Raw genomic sequence first — 24531 nt, 5'->3', positions numbered from 1 at the left:
CATGGGCATGAAGAAGCTTTCTCCCCAACGCAAGAGCGACCTCGTCGGACTGGCTGCCGTGTTGCTGCTGCTGGCCGTGGTGCTGCCACTCACGCTCGATCCGTTCCGCCTGAACCTCATCAGCAAATACCTGGCCTTTGCATTCGTCGCGATCGGTGTGGTGCTCACCTGGGGCTACGGCGGCGTGCTGAGCCTGGGCCAGGGCATGTTCTTCGGCCTCGGCGGCTACATGATGGCGATGTTTCTCAAGCTGGAAGCCTCGGCGCCCGAGCTGCCGGACTTCATGGTGTGGAGCAGCGTCGAGCAGCTGCCGGCGTGGTGGCAGCCGTTCCACTCGCTGGGCTGGACGGTGGTGGGCATCCTCGTGATTCCTGCCGTGCTGGCGTATGTGTTCTCGTATGCGATCTTCAAGCGGCGTGTGAGCGGCGTGTACTTCGCCATCGTCACGCTGTCGCTGGCGCTCACGCTCACCGTGGTGGTCGTCGGCCAGCAGGGCGACACCGGCGGCGCCAATGGCATCACCGATTTCCGCACGCTGCTGGGCCTGGACATCGCAGGCGACGATGCCAAGCGCGTCATGTACTTCATCGAAGTGCTGGCCATCGCGCTCGTGATGGCGGTGTCGCTCGTGATCGTGCGCAGCCGCTTCGGCAAGATCCTCATCGCCATCCGCGACCGGGAAGACCGCGTGCGCTTCAGCGGCTACAACACCGCGCACATGAAGGCCTTTGTCTTCGCGGCGGCTGCGATGCTGTCGGCCATCGGCGGGGCCTTCTACAGCCTGCAGGTGGGGCTGATCGCACCGGGCGTGATCGGCGTGGTCGCCTCGGTCGAGATGGTGATCTACGCAGCGGTCGGCGGGAGGCTGTCGATTCCGGGTGCGGTGATCGGTGCGCTGTTGATTGGCTTTCTCAAGTCGTACCTGTCGGAGACCTTCCCCGAGGGCTGGCTGTACTTCCTGGGTGCGGTGTTCATCCTCGTGGTGTGGGCGATGCCGAACGGCCTTGCCGGCCTGGGCGAGAAGCTGCTGGCGCGTCGTCACGGTGCGGAGGCAGCACGATGAACGCCACCACCATGACGCTGCCCAACACCGGCATGCCGCAGGCAGCCACCGGGTTCTCGTCTTCGAGCGAGCAGATCCTGCGTGTCGAAGACCTCACGGTGTCCTTCGACGGCTTCAAGGCGGTGGACGGCCTGAGCCTTGTCGTCGAGCGCAACGAGCTGCGCGTGATCATCGGCCCGAACGGCGCAGGCAAGACCACGCTGCTCGACATGATCTGCGGCAAGACCCGGCCGAGCGCAGGCCGCGTGTTGTTCAACGGCCAGGACCTCGGCCGCCTGAACGAGTACGAGATCGTGCGGGCCGGAGTGGGCCGCAAGTTCCAGACGCCTTCGGTCTACGAAGACCTCACGGTGCTGGAGAACTTCGAGATCTCGCTGCCGCGCATGCACGGCCTGCTGCAGTCGCTGACATTCCGCCGCACGCCCGCGCTGCGCGAGCGCATCGACGCGATGGCCGAGCAGGTCTTCCTGAGCGAGCGGCTCGGCCACCGCGCCGGGCAGCTCAGCCACGGGCAGAAGCAGTGGCTCGAAATCGGGATGCTGCTGATGCAGGAGCCCGAGTTGCTGCTGCTCGACGAGCCCGTGGCCGGCATGAGCCCGCGCGAGCGCGAACAGACGGGCGACCTGCTGCGGCGCATCTCGACGGGCAAGTCGGTGGTCGTGATCGAGCATGACATGGATTTCGTCAAGCGCATCGCGCACCGCGTGACCGTGCTGCACCAGGGCAAGCTGCTGAGCGAAGGCACGGCCGCGCAGGTGCATGCCGACCCGTGCGTGATCGACGTGTACCTCGGCCACTGAGAGAAGGAGAAATTCAGATGCTCGAAGTCTCCGAACTCAACGTGGCGTATGGCGAGTCGCACGTCATCCGCGATGTGTCGCTGCACGTCGCGGCCGACGAGGCGGTCGCCGTCATGGGCCGCAACGGCATGGGCAAGACCACGCTGCTGAAGTCGCTCATCGGCCTTTTGCCCGCGCGCGGCGGCAGCATCCGCCTGGGCGGCGCCGAACTCACGAAGCTGCCCAGCTACCAGCGCGTGGCGCAGGGCCTGGCGTTCGTGCCACAGGGGCGCATGGTGTTTCCGTTCCTCACGGTGGAGCAGAACATCCTCTCGGGCGCCGCGAAGTCGGGCCACCGCACGGTGCCCGAGTACCTCTACAAGTTCTTCCCCGTGCTCAAGGACATGAGGCAGCGCCGCGCCGGCAACCTCTCGGGCGGTCAGCAGCAGATGCTGGCGATCGCGCGCGCACTGATCTCGGAGCCCAAGGTGCTGATCCTGGACGAACCCACCGAGGGCATCCAGCCTTCGATCATCAAGGAGATCGCGCAGACGCTGAACGTGCTGCGCGCCGAGCGCGGCTTCGCCATCGTGGTGTCGGAGCAGGTGCTGAGCTTCGCGCTCGAGCTGGCCGACCGCTTTCTCGTCATCGACCGCGGCTGCATCGTGCACGACGAGGCGCGCGCCACGCTCGACCAGGACAAGGTCCGATCCTTCCTGACTGTGTGAAGGTACGAATGAACCTGCTGCGCACCTTCACCCCCAAAAACCTTTTTTCCCTCAACCCCCTCCAGGAGCAACGTCATGAGACATGGTGATATTTCGAGCAGCAACGATTGCGTTGGCGTCGCGGTCGTCAACTACAAGATGCCCCGCCTGCACACCAAGGCCGAGGTGCTGGACAACGCCCGCAAGATCGGCGAAATGCTGGTCGGCATGAAGAAGGGCCTGCCGGGCATGGACCTGGTGATCTTTCCCGAGTACTCCACGCACGGGATCATGTACGACGCAAAGGAGATGTACGACACCGCCGCCGCGGTGCCCGGCGAGGAGACCGCGATCTTCGCGGACGCCTGCCGCCGCGCCAACGTGTGGGGCGTGTTCTCGCTGACCGGCGAGCGCCATGAAGAGCACCCGAACAAGGCGCCCTACAACACGCTGATCCTCATGAACAACCAGGGCGAGATCGTCCAGAAGTACAGGAAGATCATGCCGTGGGTGCCCATCGAGGGCTGGTACCCGGGCGACTGCACCTACGTGAGCGAAGGCCCCAAGGGCATGAAGATGAGCCTGATCATCTGCGACGACGGCAACTACCCCGAGATCTGGCGCGACTGCGCGATGCGCGGCGCCGAACTCATCATCCGCTGCCAGGGCTACATGTACCCGGCCAAGGAACAGCAGATCCTGGTGTCCAAGGCCATGGCCTTCATGAACAACACCTACGTGGCGGTGGCCAACGCGGCGGGCTTCGACGGCGTGTACTCGTACTTCGGCCACTCCGCGCTCATCGGCTTCGACGGCCGCACGCTCGGGGAATGCGGCGAGGAAGAAATGGGCATCAACTACGCCGAACTCTCGATGGGCCTGATCCGCGACGCGCGCAAGAACGGCCAGTCGCAGAACCACCTGTTCAAGCTGGTGCACCGCGGCTACACCGGCACCATCAATTCGGGCGACGGCGACAAGGGCGTGGCGGCCTGCCCCTACAACTTCTACACGCAGTGGATCAATGACCCCGAGGGCACGCGCGAGATGGTGGAGTCGTTCACACGCAGCACCGTCGGCACGCCCGAATGCCCGATCGAGGGCATTCCGAACGAGCCGGCCCGGCACCGCTGAACAGTCGCAAGAAAAAGAGGTATGCCATGAGTCAGACGCATGTCGACGACAAGGTACTCGGCGACGAGTACGAGCACGACCCGGTTCCGCTCTCGAAGCGGCGCAGCACCTTCTCGGTCTCGATGGTGTGGCTCGGGTTCCCGATGATCATCACGGGGGCCATGACCGGCTCCATCCTGGTGGCGGGCATGGGCTTCCAGTCCGCACTGCTCGCGATGATCGTGGGCAACCTGCTGATGTTCGCGTACGTGGGGTCGCTGGGCGCGCTGGGCACGGCGCGCGGCCACAACTTCGCGCTGCTGGCCAGCGCCAGCTTCGGCAGGAAGGGCTACGTGTTCGCCTCGGGCCTGCTGTCGACCCTGCTGCTGGGCTGGTATGCGGTGCAGACGGGCATCACGGGCAACCTGATGCACACGGCCTTCAAGTTCGACTACCTGACGATGACGATTGCGGCGGGCGTGCTGTACCTGGGCATCACCTTCGTCGGGATTCGCGGCCTGCACTGGATCGGCATGGTGTCGGTGCCGCTGTTCGTGGTACTGGGCGGCTGGGTGGTGCTGCACTCGGCCGGTGCCGCCGGCTGGGACAAGGTGCTGTCGTACGCCGGCACGCAGCCGGCGCTGCCGATGTCCTTCGGCATCGGCCTGACCATCGTGGTGGCGCTGTTCATCGATGCGGGCACGGTCACGGCCGACTTCAACCGCTGGGCCGCCGACCGCAAGAGCTCGCTGATTGCCACGGCCTGCGCCTTTCCGGTGGCCAACCTGGTCGCGATGCTGGTCGGCGGCGTCATGACGGCCGCACTGGCACTGCCGCAACCGCAGCCCTTCGGCCTGGACAACATGTTCGGCTACCTGCTCGCGCAGAACGCGCCGTGGCTGGCCGTGGTGGCCTTCGTGTTCCTGCTGTGCAACCTGGGCTCGGTGTGCGCGCACTGCCTCTACAACTCGGCGGTGGGCTGGTCGCGCATCGGCAACGGGCGCATGCGCGTGTTCGCCGTGGTGCTCGCGGCCGTGGGCATCGCGATTGCGGCGGCCAACGTGTGGGCTCTGTTCATTCCGTGGCTGTCACTGCTGGGCATCCTGGTGCCGCCCATCGGCGCCATCCTGATCGCCGACCTGTACTTCGTGCGGCCCGGTGCCGCCATCGGTGCCGCCATCGGTGCCGACTGGCGCCCGCGCGCCTTCATCGCCTGGGGCGTGGGCTCGCTGGTGGCCTATGCCACCGAGACGATGGCACCGCAGCTGTCGACGGCGGTGGCGGCCTTCATTGCGGCGGGCGCCTGCTACTTCGTGCTCCACATCGGCAGCGGCGCGCCGGTGGCGGCGGCCGCGCCGTCCATCAAGAACTGAACACCTCATTCGAAAGCGACAACGACCATGGACTACGAAATCTTCGACCTCGGCGACGTGCCCCTGCAACGCGGCGCGACGCTGCGCAATGCCAGGCTTGCCTACAAGACCTACGGCAAGCTCGACGCCGACAAGAGCAATGTGATCGTCTACCCGACCTGGTACTCGGGCCAACACTACGACAACGAGTGGCTGATCGGCCCGGGCATGGCGCTCGACCCCGACAAGTACTTCATCATCGTGCCGAACATGCTGGGCAACGGCCTCTCTTCGTCGCCCAGCAACACGCCCGAGCCGTACAACCTGTCGCGCTTTCCGGACATCACTCTCTATGACAACGTCCGGCTGCAGCACCGCCTGGTCACGGAGAAGTTCGGCATCGAACGCATCGCGCTGGTCACAGGCTGGTCGATGGGTGCGCAGCAGACCAACCAGTGGGGCTGCCTGTACTCCGACATGGTGCAGCGCATCGCGCCGTTCTGCGGCTCGGCGAAGACGGCGCCGCACAACATCGTGTTTCTGGAAGGCGTGAAGGCCGCGCTCACGGCCGACGCGGCGTGGAACGGCGGCTGGTACAGCACGCCGCCGAGCAAGGGCTTGCGGGCGGTGGGCCGCGTGTACGCAGGCTGGGGACTGTCGCAGCCCTTCTACATGCGGGAGCTGTGGCGCGAGCTGGGCTTCAGCTCGCTCGAAGACTTCCTGGTCGGCTTCTGGGAAGGCTTCTTTTTGCAGAAGGACGCGAACAACCTGCTCGCGATGCTGTGGTCGTGGCAGCACGGCGACATCAGCGACAACCCGGTGTTCAAGGGCGACTTCAAGAAAGCGCTGGGCGCCATCAAGGCGCGCGCCATCGTGATGCCGGCCGAGCGCGACCTGTACTTTCCCGTGGCCGACAACGAATGGGAGGTGTCGCACATGCCGAACGCCGAGTGCCGCCCGATCCCGGGCGTGTGGGGCCACTTTGCCGGCGGCGGCAGCAGCCCGGTCGACACCCGCTTCATCGACGCCGCCCTCAAGGAACTGCTCGCCACGCCATGAACGCCGCCTTACCCCGTTGCGCCGATCCGCTCGCCAGCTACCGCATCGAGACCGAGCCCTTCTACCGGCCCGCGGGCAACGAAGTGGCGCTCTATGAACAGGCCTACCGCCACCGCATGCCGCTGATCCTGAAGGGCCCGACCGGCTGCGGCAAGACCCGCTTCGTGGAGCACATGGCGTGGTCGCTCGGACGGCCGCTGGTCACGCTGGCGTGCAACGAGGACATGACGGCCTCCGATCTCGTGGGGCGCTACCTGCTCGATGCAAACGGCACGGCCTGGCACGACGGCCCGTTGACGCTGGCGGTGCGCCACGGCGGCATCTGCTACCTCGACGAGGTGGTGGAGGCCCGGCAGGACACCACCGTGGTGATCCACCCGCTGACCGACGCGCGCCGCATCCTTCCGCTCGACAAGAAGGGCGAACTGGTGCGCGCGCACCCCGACTTCCAGCTGGTGGTCTCGTACAACCCCGGCTACCAGAGCAGCGCGAAAGACATGAAGCCCTCGACACGGCAGCGTTTCGCGGCGCTGGAGTTCGACTACCCCGACAGCGGCCTCGAAGCGGAAATCGTCGCACACGAGGCCGCGGTCGGGCTCGACCTGGCCGCGAAGCTGGTGGCCATTGCGCGCTGCTCGCGCGAGCTCAAGCACCGCGGGCTCGACGAGGGCGTGTCGACGCGCATGCTGATCTACGCGGGCGTGCTGATCCGCGACGGCGTGTCACCGCGCGACAGCTGCGAGATGACGATGACGCGCGCCCTCACCGATGACCCCGACATGGCCAGCGCGCTGCAGGGCTTCGTCGCAGCCCAGTTCGGATGAAAGACAGATACGCCGCACTGGCCCTGCTCGCCCGTGGGCTGGTGGGTGTCGACGTCGAGGTGCAGCCGCTCGAAGGCAGCGCAGGCACGAGAGCGGTGCTGGTGGGCAAGCGGCTGCTGCTCCCTGCGCAGGACGACGACAGCAGCGACGGTGAGCGACTGCGCTTCGCCATGGTGGCCCATGCGGTCGCGCACCTGCGCCACTCCCAGCCCGCCCGGCCCGCGCGCACGCTCAAGCCGATGGGCATCGCCATCGTCTCTGCCATCGAGGACGCACGCGTCGAGCGGCTGCTGTGCCGCGACTTCCCCGGGGTGCACGGCTGGTTCGCCGGATCGCTCGCGCCCGCGCCCGACCCGCTCGACCTGGGCTTTGCGGCGCTCGTCTCGCGCATGGACCGCATGCTGATGCTGCCCGCGTGGCAGGACGACAACCACTGGGTCAACAAGGCGCGCCGCCTGTTCGACGAGACCGTCGCCTCTGCGGGGCTGGAAGACTGCGACGCCTTCCGTACGATCGCGTCGATCCTGGCCAACGACCTCGGCCAGATGCGCGTGCGCTTCGATCCGCAGCACTACGCAGTGCCGGCGCCGTACCGCGACGACAACAGCTATTTGTGGGATTTCGGCGAGGCCGAAACGCCGCCCGACGAAGCCATCGCGCTGCAGCAGTCGAGTGCCCGGCCGCCACCGCCGACCGATACCGATGCTGCGAATCAAAGCGATGGCCCGTTGCCCGAAGGCGCCGACGAACTGGAGCTGGGCCGCTACAGCTACCCCGAATGGGACCGCAAGCTCGAACGCCTGCGGCCCGGCTGGTGCACGGTGATCGAGAAGCTTCCGGCATGGCAGGGTCTCTTGCCGGTGCGTGAACAACAAGCGGCAGCCAGCAACACCACCGAGCGCATGACCCCGCTCGCGCTGCCCCGCGCCCGTCAGCTCGACCGCACCCATCGCCTGCGCCGCCAATGGGAAGGCGACGACGTCGACCTGAACGCCGCCATCGAGGTACTGGTCGACCGCCGCCTGCGGCTGCGCCCCGATCCGCGCCTCTTCATGCGCCCCGGCAAGGCGCCGCGCCCGAGCAGCGTGCTGGTGCTGCTCGACCTGTCGGAATCGGCGAACGACCCCGTCCATGGCGGTGCGCGTTCGCTGCTCGACATCGAAAAGCAGGCCGCGCTGCTGCTGGCCGACTCAAACGCACGCGGCGCCGACCGGTTCGCCATCCACGGCTTCTCGTCCAACACACGCGCAGAGGTCTACTACTACCGCCTGCTGGAATTCGGCAGGCCGCTCGAAGCGCCATTGCGTGCCGTGGTCGGCGCGGTGCGCGGCCGCTACTCCACACGCATCGGCGCCGCGCTGCGCCATGCCGCATCGCACCTGCGCGCCGAGCCTTCAGGCCAGCGCGCGATATTGCTCGTAACCGACGGCGCGCCTTCCGACATCGACGTGCACGACCCCAAGTACCTGATCGAAGACGCCCGCATGGCCGTCGCCGAAGCGCGCGAAGCCGGCGTGCGCACGGCCTGCATCGCGGTCGATGGCGCAGCCGACGCGTATGTGCGCCGGATCTTCGGCTGGCGCAACTATTGCATCGCCGACGACGCACGCAGCCTGCCCGCGCGGCTCGCGCGCATGAGCGCGCGGCTGGCCGCCGCAAACTGAGGAGAATGATGGTTCACACATCCAGGAGACACCCCCGTGGCTGACAAGGACCCCATTCGCGTTGGCATCCTGTACTCGGAAACCGGCGTCACTTCGACGATCGGGCTGTCGCAGCTGCAGGGCGCGCTGCTCGCCATCGAGGAAATCAACGAAGCCGGCGGCGTCGACGGCCGCGAGATCGTGGCGGTGCGCTACGACCCGCAATCCAACCCTGCGCGCTACGCCCAGCTGGCCGAGAAGCTGATCGTGCAGGACCGTGTCAATGTGATCTTCGGGTGCTACATGTCGAGCAGCCGCAAGGCCGTGATCCCGGTGATCGAGAAATGGAACAAGCTGCTGTTCTACCCCACGCTCTACGAGGGCTTCGAGTACTCGGGCAACGTCATCTACACCGGCGCCGCACCCAATCAGAACAGCGTGCAGCTGGCGGAGTTCATGACCACGAACTTCGGTTCGCGCGTCTACCTGATCGGCTCCGACTACATCTATCCCTACGAGTCGAACCGCATCATGGGCGAGCTGGTGATGCAGCGTCCCGGCAGCGAGAAACTCGGCGAGCGCTACGTGGCGCTCGACGCCACCGAAAAGGACTACCGCGCGATCATGGACGACATCCGCCACAAGCGGCCCGACTTCATCTTCTCGACCGTGGTGGGTGACTCCACGGCGAGCCTCTACCGCGCGTACGCGGAAGCGGGCTTCGATCCGAAGACGATGCCGATCTCGAGCCTCACCACATCGGAGGCCGAGATCTCGCAGATGGGGCCTGGCGTGGCCACGGGGCACTTCACCGCGGCGCCGTATTTCCAGTCGATCGACTCGGCCGCCAACCGGCGCTGCCTCGCGCGGCTGCGCGAACGCTTCGGCGACGGCTGCGTGCCCAACCTGTGCTGGGAGGCCTCGTATTTCCAGATGCACATCTTCGCCAATGCGTTCCGCCAATCGGGCAGCGACGGCATTGCGGAGATCCTGCCGCACATCCTGGGCAGCGAGTTCGATGCGCCGCAGGGGCGCGTGAAGATCGATCCGGCGAACCATCACACCTGCCTTTACCCGCGCATCGGGCGGGTCGATGCGCACGGGCAGTTCACCATCGTTCGGCAGGCGACGCGCGCGGTGTACCCCGATCCTTATCTGGTCACTCACTCGCTGGGCGACTGGACGGCCAGGCTCGATACGCTGGAGCTCTAGGATGGACGACGCCGCCCCCAAGCGACACACCCTGCGGGTGACGCCGCCGCAGCTGAAAGAGCTGCGCCTGCTGAAGATCGCGGTGATCCACCCTGACGACGCCGACGGCCGACACATCACGCAGCAACTGCAGCGCATCGGCTGCCAGGTGCAGGCCTTCTGGCCGCCGGTGCAGGTGCTTCCCGAGGGCATCGACGTGGCCTTCATGGCGGTGCAGCCCGACTTCATCAACCTGCGCTTCGAATGGACCCAGAGCGAAGAAGCGCCCGCCATCATCGCCGTGGTGACCTACGAGAATCCGACCATCGTCGAGGCCGTGCTGGAGATCGGCGCCAAGGCGGTGCTTCCCTCGCCGGTGCGCTCCTTCGGGTTGCTCTCTGCACTGGTGGTGGCGCGCGAGGCGCACAAGGAAAGCCGTTCGCTCGCGCGGCGCCTGCGCAAGGTCGAGGCCAAGCTGCTCGGTGTACGGCAGCTCGCCGAAGCCAAGAGCATTCTCATGAAGACACACAGCGTTTCCGAAGGGCAGGCACACGACCTGATCCGCGACCAGGCGATGAGCAAGCGCACGACCATGGAAGAAATCGCCGCGGCCATCGTCAACGCCAACGAAATTCTTTCGCTCGGCGCGCGCAGACCCGGCCAGAATTGAAGAATCAGAGCTGGCGAAACGTCGTCAGCACCTTCAGCACGCTCTGCGTCGCACCGTCGAGCATGCCGGGCAGGCGGTGTGCGATGCCCAAGCGGCGCGTGAGCCTGGGCGCGATCGGCAGGATCTGCATGCGCTCGTTCAGAGCCGCATCCGTGGTCTGCTGCAGCGGCAGCAGCGCGGCGCCGTAGCCGGCGGCCACCAGGCTGCGGATCGCGGCGTCGTAGTTGAGCTCGATGCGCGCACGCGGCGCGAAGCCGGCCGCAGCGAACCACTCCATCGAGAGCCGGTACATGTGGGTGCTGGCGTCGTTGAAGATCAGCGGCTGCGCGGCCAGCCAGGCCGGCGTGACGCGCTTCGGTGCCTTCCAGCGCTGCGGCACGAAGGCCATCATGGCCTGGTCGCGCCAGGGCGTGACGACCAGGTCGCGCAGCGGCGGCTGCGGCATGGCCACCAGCCCGACGTCGAGCGTGCCGGCGGCCAGCCGCGCCATCGCCTCGTACGAGCCGAGGATGCTGACCTCCACGTCGATGCCCGCATGCCGGGCGCCCAGCGCTTCAAGCACCTGCGGCAGCAGGTCGACCACCACGCCGGTGGAAGTGCCGAGCCGCACGCGGCCCGTGCGGCCTTCGGCCTGGCGCTTGACGGCTTCGACGGCGTCGTCTGTGTCGCGCAGCAGCTTGCGCCCGCGTTCGACCAGTGCCGCGCCGGCGGCCGTGGGCGTGACGCGGCGGTTGCCGCGCACCACCAGCGGCGCGCCCAGCCGCGATTCGAGTTCGCTGATGTGCAGGCTCACCGTGGGCTGCGCGAGGTGCAGCGCCTTGGCCGCCGCCGAGAAGGTGCCGAGGTCGGCGATGGCAATGAGCGTGCGGAGTTGGTCGAGGTTGAGCTGTCGCATCAGGAATGCTGATTGAAGGTGTCAGGAATCTCAACTTCCACAATAGCATGCCTCGCCGCAAGATGAGCGCTCCCAACAAGGAGCCCATCGTGACCGCGCCGACGCACTCGCCTTTTCATCAACGCCTGATGCATGCCCTGCGCAGCTGGCGCCGCCGCGCTGCAGAGCGCCGCCGCGCCCACACGGACGCCCGGCATCTGGCTGGCATGAGCGAGCACGAGCTGCGCGACCTGGGCATCGGCCGCAGCGAGGTGGCCGGGCTGCTCGATCGGCATCGCTGACGACCGAATTTGAGGTTCAATCCGGGGCGTGCCCCAAATCGCCACCCTCACCCCGCTGTCCATCGAACTCACCTCGCCGCAATCGGCCAACGGCCAGCGCGCGGCGTTCCAGTCGCTCTGGCTGCTCGCACGCATGAAGCACGCGCACGATGCCGAAGGCGGCCTCGTGCGGCTGGCCGACCTGCGCGGCGAAGTCTCCGACGCGAGCACGCTGCGCATGGTCGTGAGCCGCGCGTTCCGCGACTTCAAGGCCTGGAACATCGAGGTCGGCTGGGGCGAGGACACGCAGCGCGAGCCGCGCTTCCTGAACGCCGAGCGACGCAGCCAGGGGCCCTTCTGGCTGCCGCCCGCCGAAGCCCGCCGCGTGCGCATGCTGGTGAGCGGACGCGCGGCGACGGCCGCCGAGGTGGCTTCTTTCCTGGGGCTGCGCTCACGCAAGGCCCGCACGGCCGAGCCCGGCTCGCCGCCGCCCGATGCCGTGCACCTGCAGGACGCCGCGTTCTGGAAGCAGCTGGTGGCCTCCCAGCAGGCGGCAAGGCAAGGCCGGCTCATGGCGCCGGTGGCGGGTGGCAGCACGGCCGGATCGCCGGCCAGTGCGCTGGAGTCGATCCGCCTCGCCGGCACACTCGCCGCCACCGATTTCCAGCGCGCGCTGGTCACGCTCAACGAGGCGATGCTGTGGCGCCGCCTCGGCGACAACGAGCAGGCGCGCCGCCGCCTGCAGGCGCTCAAGAAGCAGCGGCTCGCCCACCATGTGGCGGGCAACGACTACCTGGGCGCGATGGAGTGCATCGTCTCGGCCTGGTGCGCCTATACCGCACGCGACCTGCCGCTCGCGCAGTCGCTGCTGGGCGGCATGGCGAACGATGCGGCGCGCGGCCTGGTGCTGCGGCACCACCCCGACGTGCGCTTCGAATGGTGCAACCTCTGGGCGCTGGTGTGCCGCTCGCGCGCGCTGGGGCTCTCCGCCGACGACAAGCCAACGGCCGCAGCGCTCGCCGAAGAGTCGTTGCAGCGCTTCGGCGAAGCCCTGGCCGCCGCCTTCGAATCGCACTCCCTCGACGCGGCGCAGCACGTGGCCGCCAACATGGGCATGGCCGCATGGCTGTTCGACCGCGTGGGCCTGTCCGACCTGCCGGCGCTCGCGCACGACGGGCATGCCGACACCACGCGCCGCGCGGTGCAGTGGATCGCCTTCAGCGAATGGCTCTGCGGCCACACCGACGGCCAGGGCCGCTCGGCCTGGAACGCGATCTACCTGATGCGCATCGCGCGCGGCCACTGCCGGCCCGAACCGCAGCCCGCGCTCGCGCAGTTCCGCGCGCAGAAGCCGCTGGACCCGGCCGCGATCTCGCAGCTCGCCGGGCCGCTCGCGGACGCCTTCGATGCCGCGCACTGGCCCGCGCGCTGGGTCGAGGTGGCGCAGGCACGGCTGGCCGACCACCAGGCGGGCCGGCGGCGCTACCCCGGCCTGCAGCATTGCAGCCTGCTGTTCGAGCACGCCTGGTACGCGGCGCACGTGGGCGACCTGAAGGCGGCCGAGCAGTCGCTGGCTTTGCTGCGAGAAGCATTGCCGCAGCTGGTGCCGAGCGACCGTGCGTACTTCACCGAATCGTGGAACGACACGCTGCCGGCCGAGCTGGTGCTCGAAGCGAAGCCGCCGCGGCGGCCGGCGGCGCGCAAGAAAACCGTGCGCCGGTCCGGCTAGTCAGCGCGCGGCCGGCGCACCGGTCGACTTGCGCACCACGAGTTCGGGCCGCAGCACCACGGTCGATGCCGACATCGCGCGGCCGTCGATCTCCTCGAACAGCATCTCGGCCGCACGCCAGCCGAGTTCGCGGTGCGGCAGGCGGATGGTGGTGAGCGGCGGGTCGACCATGTCGACCAGCGGCATGTCGTTGTGGCCGGTGACCGAGATGTCCTTCGGCACGCGCAGGCCGGCCCGGCGCAGCGCATCGTAGGCGCCCAGCGCCACGAGATCGTTGCAGCACACCACGGCCTGCGGGGGAGGACCGGCTTCGAGCATCTGCTGCATGGCCACCGCGCCGGCCTCGCGGCTGTAGCTCGCGCACTCGACCACGCGGAACGGCTTCATGCGGTGGTCGCGCAGCGCCTGCTCCACGCCCAGGCGGCGACCCACGCCGGTGGGAATGTTCTGCGGCCCTGCAAGGTGCGCGATGCGCTTGTGGCCCAGGCCCACGAGGTGGTCGACTGCGAGCTTCATCGCAAGCCGGTCGTCGCTCACCACGGCCGGCAGGCGGCCGGTTTCGTCGGCGCGGTTGACCAGCACCGCGGTCATGCCGGCCCTGGCGACGAAATCGACCAGCGGATCGTCGCGCGTGGCAGTGGCCAGGATCACGCCGTCGACGCGCTGCGCCAGCATGCGTTCGAGCACCGGCCGCGCGAGCGCAGGGTCGACCACGTTGGTGACGAACACGAAGTAACCGCGCGCCGCCGCGCTGGCCTCGATGCCCTGCAGGATGGGCGGGAACACCGCGTTCGTGATGTCGGGCACCAGCACGCCGATGGTGTGGGTGCGGCCCGTGCGCAGGGCCGAGGCCGCGCGGTTGGGCCGGTAGCCCAGGCGCTGCGCGGCCTCTTCCACCACGCGCAGCACCTCGTCGCTGATCAGCGAGCGCTTCTCGGGGCTGAGCGCGCGCGACACCGTCGACACATGCACACCGGCGGCGCGGGCGACGTCGCGAATGGTCACGGGAGAGGAAGGCGGGCTGGTGCTCATGGACTGATTGGTGCAAACGATTGTCGTACGGCCTGGGCGCTGGGAGCGGCTTCCCCCGTTATCGACTCGCCGAACAGGGTCATTTTACTTTCAGCTGATTTGGACTAAGATCGTGCAAACGATTGCACAAACATCCCGACGAAACATCCCATGAACATCGCCACCTCCCCCGACTCGGTGCTGGGCTTCGCACTCGAAGCCATGGAGCGCACACCCGACCCGCGGCTGCGCACCGTGATGAACGCACTCACGCGCCACCTCCATGCCTTCGTCCAGGAGGTGAAGCTGACCGAGGGGGAGTTCGAGCAGGCGCTCGAATTCATCGTCGCCATCGGCCAGGCCACGGGCGAGAAAAAGAACGAGGTGGTGCTGGCGGCCGACATCCTCGGTATCTCCACCGTGGTGGCGCTGCAGAACAACCAGGACCCGCACGGCGAATCGCCGGCCGCGCTGCTCGGCCCGTTCTGGCGCGCGAACTCGCCGGCCTGCGCGTTGGGCGACAGCATCGCGCGCTCGGGCACGCCGGGCCTTCCGCTCGCGGTGGCGGGCACGGTGCGAGACGCGACGGGGCAGCCGGTGGCCGGCGCCACGGTCGACGTGTGGCAGGCCTCGCCCATCGGCCTGTACGAGAACCAGGACCCGGCGCAGGAAGACATGAACCTGCGCGGCCGCTTCACGACCGACGCCGAGGGCCGCTTCCACTTCCACAGCGTGCGGCCGGCCGGCTATCCGGTGCCGACCGACGGACCTTGCGGCGTGCTGCTGCGCGCGCAGCAGCGCCACCCCAACCGGCCCGCGCACCTGCACTTCATGGTGAGCAAGCCGGGGCACAAGGTGCTGATCACGCAGGTGTTCGCCGATGACGACCAGAACCTGGAGAGCGACCCGACCTTCGGGGTGACGCGGCGGCTGATCGGGTGCTTCGCGCTGGCGCCCGATGGCAAGAGCGCCACGCTGCAGTACGACTTCCAGCTCGAGCCCGGCGAGATGAAGTTCCCGCGTCCTCCCATCCCCTGAACCCACCCTTCCATTCCATGAGCTTCGATCCTGTTTCCCGACTCGACGGCAAGGTCGCCGTCATCACCGGCGGCCTTGGCGCCATCGGCTATGCGACGGCCACGCGCCTCGCCGCACTCGGCGCCACCTGCGTGCTCCTGCACCGCAAGGGCGACGATGCGGCTGCCCGCGCTGCCGCCCTGCCCTCCGCCAGCGGACAACGCCACACGGCGATCCGCGCCGACATCGTCGACACGCCGAGCCTGCAGGCCGCGGCCGCCGAGGTGAAGGCCACGCACGGGCGCTGCGACATCCTGGTCAACAGCGCCGGGCACACGCAGCCTGTTCCCGCGGGCGACCTCGATGCGCTGACCGACGAACTCATCGACGAGCTGCTGCGCGCCAACTTCCGCGGCGTGTTCGCGACCATCCGCGCCTTCGCGCCGATGCTGAAGGACAGCGGCGACGGGCTCGTCGCCAACATCTCGTCGATCGCGGGCTTCACCGGCGTGGGCAGCAACCTCGCGTACGTCGCGGCCAAGGCCGGGCTCGACGTGGTGGGCGATGCGCTGGCCAAGGCGCTGGCGCCGGCGGTGCGCGTGGTGTCGGTCTCGCCGGGCGCGGTCGAATCGGGCTTCGTGCCGGGCCGCGGCGCGGAGTTCGCCAGCAAGATGGCGAGCACCACGCCGCTCGGGCGCATCGGCAAGCCCGACGACGTGGCCGCGACGGTCGAGGCGCTCGCGACGACGATGCGCTTCGTCACCGGCACGCGCATCGTGGTCGATGGAGGGCGCCACCTGTGAGCACCGCCAAGACCCTCATCACCTGCGCCGTCACGGGCAACCTCGTGAAGCCCGAGCAGACGCCGCACCTGCCGATCACGCCGGTGCAGATCGCCGACGAATGCCTGGCCGCGGCGGAGGCCGGCGCGGCGCAGGTGCACATCCACGTGCGCCATCCCGAGACCGGCAAGCCGTCGATGGAGGTCGAGCTGTACCGCGAGGTGGTCGACCGCATTCGGCGCAGCAATCGCGAGCTGGTCATCAACCTCACGACCGGCCCCGGCGGGCGCTTCATTCCGAGCGAGGACGACCCGAAGATCGCCGCGCCCGGCACCACGCTGCTGCCACCCGAGAAGCGCGTGGAACACATCGCGCTGATCAGGCCCGACGTGTGCTCGCTCGATCTCAACACCATGAACTCGGGCCCCGACGTGGTGATGAACACGCCGAGGAACGTGCGCCGCATGGCCAAGGTGATGCGCGAGGCGGGCGTGAAGCCCGAGCTGGAAATATTCGATTCGGGTGACGTCAACCTCGCGCTCGACCTGATTGCCGACGGCACGCTCGACGGCCCCGCGATGTGGACCTTCGTTCTTGGTGTGAAGTACGGCTTCGCGCCCACGCCCGAGACGCTGCTCTACGCACGCAACATGCTGCCGCGCGGCGCCTTCTGGAGCGCCTTCGGCATCGGGCGCATGGAGTTCCCGATCGTCGCGCAGGCGTGGCTGCTGGGCGGCCATGTGCGCGTGGGCATGGAAGACAACATCTACCTCGAGAAGGGCGTGCTGGCGGAGAGCAATGCGCAGCTGGTGGCGAAGGCGCGCGACATCTTGCTGAGCCTGGGTGGTGAGGTGGCCAATCCACGCGAGGCGCGCGCGATGCTGGGCTTGCCTGGTGCGGGGAGCTAGGAGATGGGAACTTGCTTCTCTGCCGTGTTCGAGGTGCCTTGTTCGGGGCGCGCTCCCGCCGACGGGGTACCTTGCTCCGCGAATGTCCTCCGGCCTGCGGCCTCCCCCTTGATTTCGCTGCGCAAGGCACCCCGTCGACGGGAGCGTTATGCACAGCGGTCGTTGATCGGCCAGCACCACAGCCGCGCCCAGCGTGCACAGGGCATCGGGTGCTCCCCGCAGCGAAATCAAGGAGGAGGCCGAAGGCCGGGGGACATTCGCGAAGGGGAGTACCCGGTGGCCCGCGCACGCGCCCTGAACAACAGCGCGCCGAACAAAAGAACGTCCAAACAACACAAGCACTCCGCAACATGAGCACCGACACGCCCCCCACCTCCCGCACACTGCGCGTGAACGAAAAGGCCGCCAACCTCGACGCACTTCAACTCGAAGCCGCACCGCAGCCCGAACCCATCGCGCCCCCCGGACACGCCGTGGTGCAAGTCGCCGCCGCCGCGGTCAACCCGAGCGACGTCAAGGCCACGCTGGGCCTCATGCCGCAAGCCGTGTGGCCGCGCACGCCGGGCCGCGACTTCGCGGGCACCGTGGTGAGCGGTCCCGGCGAATGGATCGGCCGCGAAGTCTATGGCTCGGGCGGCGACATCGGCATCACGCGCGACGGCTCGCACGCACGCTATCTCGTGCTGCCCGAAACCGCGCTGCGCGCCAAGCCCCAGGGCATCTCGATGGACGAGGCCGGTGCCGTGGGCGTGCCCTTCGTCACCGCCTACGAAGGCTTCAGGCGCAGCGGCATGCCGCAGGCCGGGCAGACCGTGCTGGTGCTCGGCGCCAACGGCAAGGTCGGCCAGGCGGCGGTGCAGCTGGCCTCGCAGGCCGGTGCGCGTGTGATCGCTGTGCAGCGGCGCGCCGGTCCGTTCGAAGGATTCGCGTGCGGGCCGGTCGACGTGATCGATGCGCGCCACCATGCCGACGTGGGTGCCCAGGTGCGCGAGCTCACCGGCGGGCGCGGCGCGAACATCGTCTACAACACCGTGGGCAGCGCCTACTTCGAGGCCGCCAACAAGGCCATGGCCAAGGGCGCGACGCAGATCTTCATCGCCACCCACGAACGCGCCGTGCCCTTCGACATCTTCGCGTTCTACCGCGGCATGCACACCTTCGTGGGCATCGACTCGCTCGCGATGGACTGCGTGGCCTCCACCGCGCAACTCGACGCGATGCGCGAAGGCTTCGAGCGCGGCACGCTCAAGCCCTTTCCCGTGGCGCGGCACTTCACGCTCGACGAAGCGATGGATGCCTACCGGCTCGTGCTCTCGGGCAGCACCGACCGCGTCGTGCTGCGCCCCTGATGAACAGCAACCGAGGAACACCGCCATGCACGTGACCCGTTTCAGCGAAGCGCCGCACTACGAGGCGCCCAATCATTTCGACATGCGCTGCCTGCGCCTGCAGGGCAAGGAGGCCGGGCCTTCGACGCAGATGTGGATGGGCATGAGCCAGATCCTGCCCGGCGGCCATACCGGGCTCGACGGCTCGCCGATGGAAAAGCTCTACCTCGTGCTCGAAGGCCAGCTCCATGTGGTCGGCGAGCTCGACGGCGCGCACCAGGAAGAAGTGCTCGGCCCCTACGACAGCTGCCGCTTCGCACCCGGCGAAAAGCGCCAGCTGGAGAACCGCAGCAACCGGCCGGTGCTGGTGGCGCTGGTGATGCCGAACAGCGCGCCGCCGCCCGCATAGGCCCTCTTCAGTCATTCATCGCTCACCAAACAAATCAACGGAGACAAGACGCATGAAGAAGACACTCAACACCTGCAGCCGCCGGCAGGCGCTCACGCTGGCCGCGGCGCTCGCGGCCATCAGCACGCTCGGCGTCGCACACGCGCAGAACGCCTGGCCAGGCACGCAGCCGATCAAGCTCGTGGTGCCCTTCACGGCGGGCAGCGGCACGGACATCGTCGCGCGGCTCGTGGCCGAGAAGCTCGGACCCGCGCTGGGCACCAGCGTGGTGGTGGACAACAAGCCCGGCGCGGGCGGCACGCTGGGTGCGGCCATCACGGCCAAGGCGCCGGCCGACGGCTACACGCTGCTGGTGCATTCGGCCGGGCATCTCGTGAATCCGTGGATCTACAAGGGCCTGTCGTACGACACGATCAAGGACTTCACCGGCATCACGCCGATGGCAAGCCTGCCCAACGTGCTGGTCACCGCGCCTTCGCACTTCGCGAACGTGCCGGACCTGGTCGCGAAGGTCAAGGCCAGGCCGGGCAGCTTCAACTACGGCTCCGCGGGCAACGGATCGGCCACGCACATGAATGCCGAGGTGTTCCGCCTCGCGGCCGGGCTCGATGCGCAGCACGTGCCCTTCCGCGGCACGCCCGAGGCCATGACCGAGGTGATGGCCGGGCGCGTGGACTGGTTCTTCGCGCCGATGGTGTCTGCCCTGCCGCTCATCAAGAGCGGCAAGCTGCAGGCGCTGGCCGTGGGCACGGCCAAGCGCTCGCCGGCGCTGCCCGAGGCGCCCACCACGGTGGAAGCCGGCGTGCCGGGTTCCGAGTACCTGTTCTGGGTCGGGCTCTTCGCACCCGCGAAGACGCCGCAGCCGGTGGTGGACCGCCTGCAGGCCGAGGTCGCGAAGATCATGGCCTCGCCCGAACTCAAGGAGCGCCTCGACAAGCTCGGCGCCGAGCCCTTCACGATGCCGTCGGTGCAGTTCAACAAGTTCATTGCGGATGAGACGGCCAAGGCGCAGCAGGTGGTCAAGGCAGCCAGCATCAAGGTGGATTGAGCATGCTGCGCACTCTGCTCATGGCGGCCACGGCGGCCGCACTGCTGCTGCCGCCCGCAACGCAGGCCCAGCCGGCCGACCTGATCGTCACCAACGCGAAGATCGCCACGCTCGACGCCGCCGCCACCACCGCGCAGGCGCTGGCCGTGCGCGACGGCCGCATCGTGGCGGTCGGCAATGCCGGGCAGATGCGCGCGCTCTCGGGCCCGCTCACGCGCACGGTGGATGCCGGAGGGCGCACCGTGATCCCGGGCCTCATCGACTCGCACATGCATGCGGTGCGCGCGGCGCTGAGCTATTCGACCGAGGTCAACTGGATCGGCGCCGGCAGCATCGGCGAAGCCATGGACCGCATCCGTGCCGCGGCCGCGCGTGCGCGGCCCGGCGGCTGGCTGATCGTGGCCGGCGGCTGGACCGAGCAGCAGTTCGCCGAGCGCCGCCGCCCCACCGCGGCCGAGTTGCAGGAGGCCGCCCCTAACCATCCGGTGTACGTGCAGCTGTTCTACGAAGCCGTGGTGATGACGCCCAAGGCGCTCGAAGCGCTCGGCGTTCCCGCGGGCACGCTGCCGGCCGGCATGAAGCCCGCGGCGGACGGCGCGCCGGGCTGGATGACCGGCGACATCGTCGGCATCTCGGCCCTGTTCGACAACCTGCCCAAGCCGACCTACGACGACAACCTGGCCGGCACGCGCGCCTTCTTCCGCGAGCTGAACCGCCTGGGCATCACCGGCCTCGTGGACCCGGGCGGCTTCAGCATCGCGCCGTCGCAGTACGCGGCGCTGTTCGAGCTGTGGCGCGAGAAGGCGCTGACGCTGCGCGTGGCCTACAGCGTGTTCGCGCAGAAGCCCGGCGCCGAGCTGCAGGAGTTTCGCGAGCTCACGCAGATGCTGCCGATGGGCTTCGGCGACGACATGCTCAAGTTCAACGGCCTCGGCGAACGCGTGACGCTCGCGATGTACAACAACAATTTTCCCGACGCGGCCGCGAAGGAGAAGTTCTACGAGCTCATCAAGTGGGCGGCGATGCGCAAGCTCGCCGTCACCATCCACTGGCAGGAGAACGGCTCGGTCGAGCACCTGCTCGGGCTGTACGAGAAGCTCAATGCCGAAGTGCCGATCAAGGAGCTGCGCTGGTCGATCGCGCACCTGGACGATGCCTCGCCCGAAACGCTCGCCCGCATGAAGGCGCTGGGCATCGGCTGGACCCTGCAGGACGCGATGTACTTCCAGGGCGACCGCGCGCTTGCAGCGCGCGGCGACGCGGCGCGCCGCATGCCGCCCATCGGCAGCGCGCTGCGCACCGGCGTGAACGTGGGCGCCGGCACCGACGCGCACCGCGTGGCTTCGTACAACCCCTTCGTCGCGCTGCAATGGATGCTCGACGGCAGGACGGTGAGCGGCAAGGCCATGCGCGGCACCGACGAGACGCCCACGCGCGAACAGGCGCTGCGGCTCTACACGGCGGGCAGCGCGTGGTTCAGCTTCGACGAGGGCAAGCGCGGCACGCTCGAAGCCGGCAAGCTCGCGGACTTCGCGATCCTCGACCAGGACTTCTTCTCGGTGCCGCTGGAACGCATCGGCAAGACGGTGTCGCTGATGACGGTGGTGGGCGGGCGCGTGGTCTATGCCGCGCGGCCCTTCGATGGGGCGGGCACCTCGGTGGCTGCGGCACCCTAGCCTGGATATTTCGCGAGTAGAAGGTCGGCAGCCCTGAGCCGGGATGCGTTGTTATTGGTATCTGATGCCAAGAACATGCAACTCGAGAACAGGACTGCCAGTGCCAAAGTGTACCGATGTGCCAGTGAGATTTTGCAAGGTTGGGCGTCGCGTCGTGGAGGCGGCGTTTGACGGCGGAGATATCGTCAGCGACGGTGGTGCGGTACTGCTCAAGCAAGTCGATGAGCGCATCGGCTTGACGCGCGCGGCGGCGCGCGTGTTCGCTGACGCACGGCGCAAGGCCAGCGTGCGTCACGACATTCGCAGTCTGCTCGCGCAGCGCGTGTACGGCTTGTGTTGTGGCTGGGAAAGTGTTTCGCAGCACAACACGCTGCGCCATGACCTGGCGCACCAAACGGCGGTAGGTCGTGTCGTTGAGCTGGCCTCGGCGCCGACGTTGAGCCGGTTGGAGACTTCGGCCACGAGCGAGCATGCCGCGGCGTTGCACGCTGTTTTGTTGGATCAATTCATCGCTAGCCGCATGACGATCCCCGACGAACTCGTGCTCGACATCGATGCCACGCACATCCCGCTGTACGGTGACCAGGAAGGCGCGCACTTCCACGCCCACTACGACAACTACTGCTACTTGCCGCTGTACATCTTCTGTGGGCAAGACATGCTTGCGTGCGTGCTGCGCCCGAGCTGGCGCGATCCGGCCAGCGTGCTCAGCGCGTTGATCAAGCTGATCGCGCGACGGCTGCGCCAGGCGTGGCCCGGCGTGCGGCTCGTGGTGCGCGGCGACTCCGGCTTCTGTCGCCCGAAGGCGCTGCGCCGCTTCGACGCCTGGGGCATTGACTACATCGTGGGCCTGCAGAAGAACTCCGCCTTGCTTGAACGCGTGGCCATCGCTGAACACGCGCTGGCCGAACAGTACGAAGCCGTCGGCACGAAGCAGCGCCTGATCGGCGAGTTCCGATATGCAACGCGCAGCTGGGAGCGTGAGCGGCGCGTCATCGCGCGGCTGGAGCACGGCGCGCAAGGGCGCAATCCACGCTTCGTGGTCACGAGCCTGGAAGCGGGAGACGCCAAGTCGCTGTACGAGGACTTGTACTGCGCCCGCGGTGAGGCCGAGAACCGCATCAAGGAAGCGCAGATCGACCTGTTCGGTCGCCGCGGCAGTTGTCGCCGCTTCGCGTCCAACCAGTTGCGCCTGCTGTTGGCTGCGCTGGCCTACACCTTGATGATCAACCTGCGCCGGCTGGCCCTTCAAGGCACGCAGTTGGAACGCGCGTGCACCGCCACCATCCGCGTCAAGCTGCTCAAGATCGGCGCCGCCGTGCTGCGCAATACCCGTCGCATCCGCCTGCTGCTGGCCTCGCACCACCCGCTCAAGCACGTCTTCCTCACGGCCGCTCGCGCACTGGCTCCATAGATCGCGTCGAGTGCTGTCCCCGGCACGTCGACAAACAACGGGGGTAAGGGGGCACTGCGTCTTCAGCCCCAGCAATGCGGCTGAAATCTCACTCATCGCGGTTGTATCGCGCGCTTCGCGCCCTACATTGATCAACTGCCATCGCGACACGTCACTCGCGAAATATCCAGGCTAGGGCTGCGCGAGCGCCCGCCGCACGCGTTCGCGCAGCACCGGCAGCACCTCGCTCTCGAACCACGGGTGGTGCTTGAACCAGCCGGTGTTCCGCGGCGACGGATGCGGCAGCGGAATGAAGCGCGGTGCAAATTCCGCAAAGGCCGCGACGGTTTCGGTGACGCCGGCCTTGCGCGCCGCGCCCAGGAAGTGGCGCTGCGCGTACTGGCCGATCAGCAGCGTGAGCTCGACCCGGCTCATCTGCGCGAGCAGGCGCGCATGCCAGAGCTCGGCGCATTCGCGGCGCGGTGGCAGGTCGCCGCTGCTGCCGCGGCCGGGGTAGCAGTAACCCATCGGCATGATCGCGATGCGCGCGGCGTCGTAGAACACCTCGCGGTCGATGCCGAGCCAGCGGCGCAGCTGCTCGCCGCTCTTGTCGTTCCATGGCAGGCCGGTGGCGTGCACCGTCAGGCTCGGCGCCTGGCCGACGATCAGCAGGCGCGCGGTGGCGCTGGCCTGCACCACCGGCCGCGGGCCCAGCGGCAGCTGCGCGGCGCAGGCGGTGCAGCTGCGGATTTCCGCAAGGAGCGCGTCCATGGCGGCAGCGGGCGCGCTATTCGGAGAACGGGCCGAAGAACCCATTGAGATCGGCCCCCGAGGCCGCGCCTTCGAAGCCGTCGAAACGCCCCTTCTCGGCAAGCGCCCGCGCGGCGCGGTCGAAGCCGCCCCAGGCCGCGCGGGCGAGCGCGCCGCCCACGCTGACGCGCCGCACGCCGAGCGCGGCAATGTCCTGCATGCTGAGCTCGCTGGGCCAGCCGATCAGCAGGTTGACCGGCTTGGGCGCCACCGCGGCAACCACCGCCGCGATCTGCTCGCGCGTGCGGATGCCCGGCGCGTAGAGGCAATCGGCGCCGGCCTCGGCGTAGGCCTTGAGGCGGGCGATGGCGTCGTCCAGGTCAGGGCGGCCGACGAAGAAGTTCTCGGCGCGGCCCACCAGCAGCGTGTCGCCGCCGGCCGCGTCGATGGCCCTGCGCGCCGCGCGCAGCCGCTCGACCGCGACGTCGATCTCGAACAGCGGGTTCGCCGCGTCGCCGGTCGAGTCCTCGATCGACAGGCCCGCCACGCCGGTCTGGACCGCGAGCCGCACGCTTTCCGCCACGCCTTGGGCATCGGCCGCGAAGCCGTTCTCGAAGTCCGCATTCACGGGCAGGTCGGTGGCGCTGGCGATGTCGCGCAGATGGGCCAGCACGGTGTCGCGCGATTGCGCCCCGTCGGCCAGGCCCTGTGACCATGCATGGCCCGAGCTCGTGGTGGCCAGCGCCTTGAAGCCCAGGCCCTGCAGGTAGCGCGCGCTGCCCGTGTCCCAGGGGTTGGGGATGGCGAAGCAGCCCTGTTCGTGCAGCGCGCGGAAGTCGGCGCGTTTCTGGGCGACGGTGCGGGTCATGGCAGCCTCATCTTTCTTTCTTGCGTGCGAAGGATGGGGTTTTAACGCAACGGCGT

General features: G+C 68.3%; 24 protein-coding genes. 20 read left to right on the top strand and 4 right to left on the bottom strand.

Features of this window, described 5'->3' with window-relative positions:
* The first annotated feature begins 7 nt into the window (after nucleotides 1-7).
* From urtC to VAPA_RS00710, 10 genes are all read left to right on the top strand, one after another.
* On the top strand, nucleotides 8-1063 hold the full coding sequence (gene urtC / locus VAPA_RS00755; protein ID WP_041946278.1) for an urea ABC transporter permease subunit UrtC: 1056 nt from the start codon (nucleotides 8-10) through the stop codon (nucleotides 1061-1063).
* Between the two features lie 32 nt (nucleotides 1064-1095).
* Nucleotides 1096-1863 carry an urea ABC transporter ATP-binding protein UrtD gene (urtD, locus tag VAPA_RS00750; RefSeq protein ID WP_041946277.1) on the top strand — a complete coding sequence of 256 codons (768 nt, stop codon included), beginning with the start codon at nucleotides 1096-1098 and terminating at the stop codon, nucleotides 1861-1863.
* Nucleotides 1864-1880: 17 nt separating this feature from the next.
* On the top strand, nucleotides 1881-2570 hold the full coding sequence (gene urtE / locus VAPA_RS00745; protein ID WP_021004855.1) for an urea ABC transporter ATP-binding subunit UrtE: 690 nt from the start codon (nucleotides 1881-1883) through the stop codon (nucleotides 2568-2570).
* 75 nt (nucleotides 2571-2645) lie between these two features.
* Entirely contained in the window at nucleotides 2646-3683 is a 1038-nt protein-coding gene (locus VAPA_RS00740) for an aliphatic amidase (protein WP_021004854.1), read from the top strand.
* A gap of 26 nt (nucleotides 3684-3709) precedes the next feature.
* Nucleotides 3710-5035, top strand: coding sequence for a purine-cytosine permease family protein (locus VAPA_RS00735; protein WP_021004853.1), 1326 nt, complete (start codon nucleotides 3710-3712; stop codon nucleotides 5033-5035).
* 27 nt (nucleotides 5036-5062) lie between these two features.
* Nucleotides 5063-6073, top strand: coding sequence for an alpha/beta fold hydrolase (locus VAPA_RS00730; RefSeq protein WP_021004852.1), 1011 nt, complete (start codon nucleotides 5063-5065; stop codon nucleotides 6071-6073).
* Nucleotides 6070-6897, top strand: a complete 828-nt coding sequence (locus tag VAPA_RS00725) for a CbbQ/NirQ/NorQ/GpvN family protein (protein WP_021004851.1) — start codon at nucleotides 6070-6072, stop codon at nucleotides 6895-6897. The genes VAPA_RS00730 and VAPA_RS00725 overlap by 4 nt, the downstream gene beginning before the upstream one ends.
* The gene (locus VAPA_RS00720) at nucleotides 6894-8561 is read left to right on the top strand and encodes a nitric oxide reductase activation protein NorD (RefSeq protein WP_021004850.1); all 1668 of its coding nucleotides are present in this window, start codon (nucleotides 6894-6896) and stop codon (nucleotides 8559-8561) included. The genes VAPA_RS00725 and VAPA_RS00720 overlap by 4 nt, the downstream gene beginning before the upstream one ends.
* Before the next feature lie 36 nt (nucleotides 8562-8597).
* The gene (locus VAPA_RS00715; protein WP_021004849.1) at nucleotides 8598-9752 is read left to right on the top strand and encodes a transporter substrate-binding domain-containing protein; all 1155 of its coding nucleotides are present in this window, start codon (nucleotides 8598-8600) and stop codon (nucleotides 9750-9752) included.
* Nucleotide 9753: 1 nt separating this feature from the next.
* Nucleotides 9754-10401: an ANTAR domain-containing response regulator gene (locus VAPA_RS00710; RefSeq protein ID WP_021004848.1), complete on the top strand. Its 648-nt coding sequence runs from the start codon at nucleotides 9754-9756 to the stop codon at nucleotides 10399-10401.
* A gap of 4 nt (nucleotides 10402-10405) precedes the next feature.
* Here the strand turns inward: VAPA_RS00710 and VAPA_RS00705 are convergent, their stop codons facing one another.
* On the bottom strand, nucleotides 10406-11296 hold the full coding sequence (locus VAPA_RS00705; protein ID WP_021004847.1) for a LysR family transcriptional regulator: 891 nt from the start codon (nucleotides 11294-11296) through the stop codon (nucleotides 10406-10408).
* Nucleotides 11297-11358: 62 nt separating this feature from the next.
* On the opposite strand from VAPA_RS00705, the gene VAPA_RS00700 reads away from it, so the two are divergent.
* Together VAPA_RS00700 and VAPA_RS00695 are read left to right on the top strand one after the other, a co-directional pair.
* Nucleotides 11359-11577, top strand: coding sequence for a DUF1127 domain-containing protein (locus VAPA_RS00700; RefSeq protein WP_230558940.1), 219 nt, complete (start codon nucleotides 11359-11361; stop codon nucleotides 11575-11577).
* Nucleotides 11578-11605: 28 nt separating this feature from the next.
* Nucleotides 11606-13285 (top strand): hypothetical protein, encoded by a 1680-nt coding sequence (locus tag VAPA_RS00695; protein ID WP_021004845.1) that lies wholly within the window; start codon nucleotides 11606-11608, stop codon nucleotides 13283-13285.
* Here the strand turns inward: VAPA_RS00695 and VAPA_RS00690 are convergent, their stop codons facing one another.
* Entirely contained in the window at nucleotides 13286-14317 is a 1032-nt protein-coding gene (locus VAPA_RS00690; RefSeq protein WP_021004844.1) for a LacI family DNA-binding transcriptional regulator, read from the bottom strand.
* A 150-nt stretch (nucleotides 14318-14467) separates the two neighbouring features.
* On the opposite strand from VAPA_RS00690, the gene VAPA_RS00685 reads away from it, so the two are divergent.
* The 8 genes from VAPA_RS00685 to VAPA_RS00650 all read left to right on the top strand — a co-directional run bounded on the left by VAPA_RS00685 (nucleotide 14468) and on the right by VAPA_RS00650 (nucleotide 22878).
* Entirely contained in the window at nucleotides 14468-15334 is an 867-nt protein-coding gene (locus VAPA_RS00685) for a dioxygenase family protein (protein WP_021004843.1), read from the top strand.
* A gap of 17 nt (nucleotides 15335-15351) precedes the next feature.
* Nucleotides 15352-16116, top strand: a complete 765-nt coding sequence (locus VAPA_RS00680; protein WP_021004842.1) for an SDR family NAD(P)-dependent oxidoreductase — start codon at nucleotides 15352-15354, stop codon at nucleotides 16114-16116.
* On the top strand, nucleotides 16113-17003 hold the full coding sequence (locus tag VAPA_RS00675) for a beta-keto acid cleavage family enzyme (protein WP_021004841.1): 891 nt from the start codon (nucleotides 16113-16115) through the stop codon (nucleotides 17001-17003). The genes VAPA_RS00680 and VAPA_RS00675 overlap by 4 nt, the downstream gene beginning before the upstream one ends.
* Nucleotides 17004-17353: 350 nt before the next feature.
* On the top strand, nucleotides 17354-18352 hold the full coding sequence (locus tag VAPA_RS00670) for a quinone oxidoreductase family protein (protein ID WP_021004840.1): 999 nt from the start codon (nucleotides 17354-17356) through the stop codon (nucleotides 18350-18352).
* Nucleotides 18353-18377: 25 nt separating this feature from the next.
* The gene (locus VAPA_RS00665; protein ID WP_021004839.1) at nucleotides 18378-18740 is read left to right on the top strand and encodes a cupin domain-containing protein; all 363 of its coding nucleotides are present in this window, start codon (nucleotides 18378-18380) and stop codon (nucleotides 18738-18740) included.
* Between the two features lie 52 nt (nucleotides 18741-18792).
* Entirely contained in the window at nucleotides 18793-19788 is a 996-nt protein-coding gene (locus VAPA_RS00660) for a tripartite tricarboxylate transporter substrate binding protein (RefSeq protein WP_021004838.1), read from the top strand.
* 2 nt (nucleotides 19789-19790) lie between these two features.
* On the top strand, nucleotides 19791-21464 hold the full coding sequence (locus VAPA_RS00655) for an amidohydrolase (protein ID WP_021004837.1): 1674 nt from the start codon (nucleotides 19791-19793) through the stop codon (nucleotides 21462-21464).
* 100 nt (nucleotides 21465-21564) lie between these two features.
* Nucleotides 21565-22878 carry an IS1380 family transposase gene (locus VAPA_RS00650; protein ID WP_021004836.1) on the top strand — a complete coding sequence of 438 codons (1314 nt, stop codon included), beginning with the start codon at nucleotides 21565-21567 and terminating at the stop codon, nucleotides 22876-22878.
* Nucleotides 22879-23049: 171 nt separating this feature from the next.
* Here the strand turns inward: VAPA_RS00650 and VAPA_RS00645 are convergent, their stop codons facing one another.
* Nucleotides 23050-23628, bottom strand: coding sequence for a uracil-DNA glycosylase family protein (locus tag VAPA_RS00645; protein WP_021004835.1), 579 nt, complete (start codon nucleotides 23626-23628; stop codon nucleotides 23050-23052).
* Nucleotides 23629-23644: 16 nt separating this feature from the next.
* Complete coding sequence (locus tag VAPA_RS00640; RefSeq protein ID WP_021004834.1) at nucleotides 23645-24475, bottom strand: isocitrate lyase/PEP mutase family protein; 831 nt, start codon at nucleotides 24473-24475, stop codon at nucleotides 23645-23647.
* Between the last annotated feature and the right edge of the window lie 56 nt (nucleotides 24476-24531).

Origin of the sequence: Variovorax paradoxus B4 (assembly GCF_000463015.1) — a bacterium.
Taxonomy (GTDB): domain Bacteria; phylum Pseudomonadota; class Gammaproteobacteria; order Burkholderiales; family Burkholderiaceae_C; genus Variovorax; species Variovorax paradoxus_E.
The sequence above is the reverse complement of the archived record's forward strand: the minus strand, read 5'-3'. Positions and strand labels throughout refer to the sequence as shown.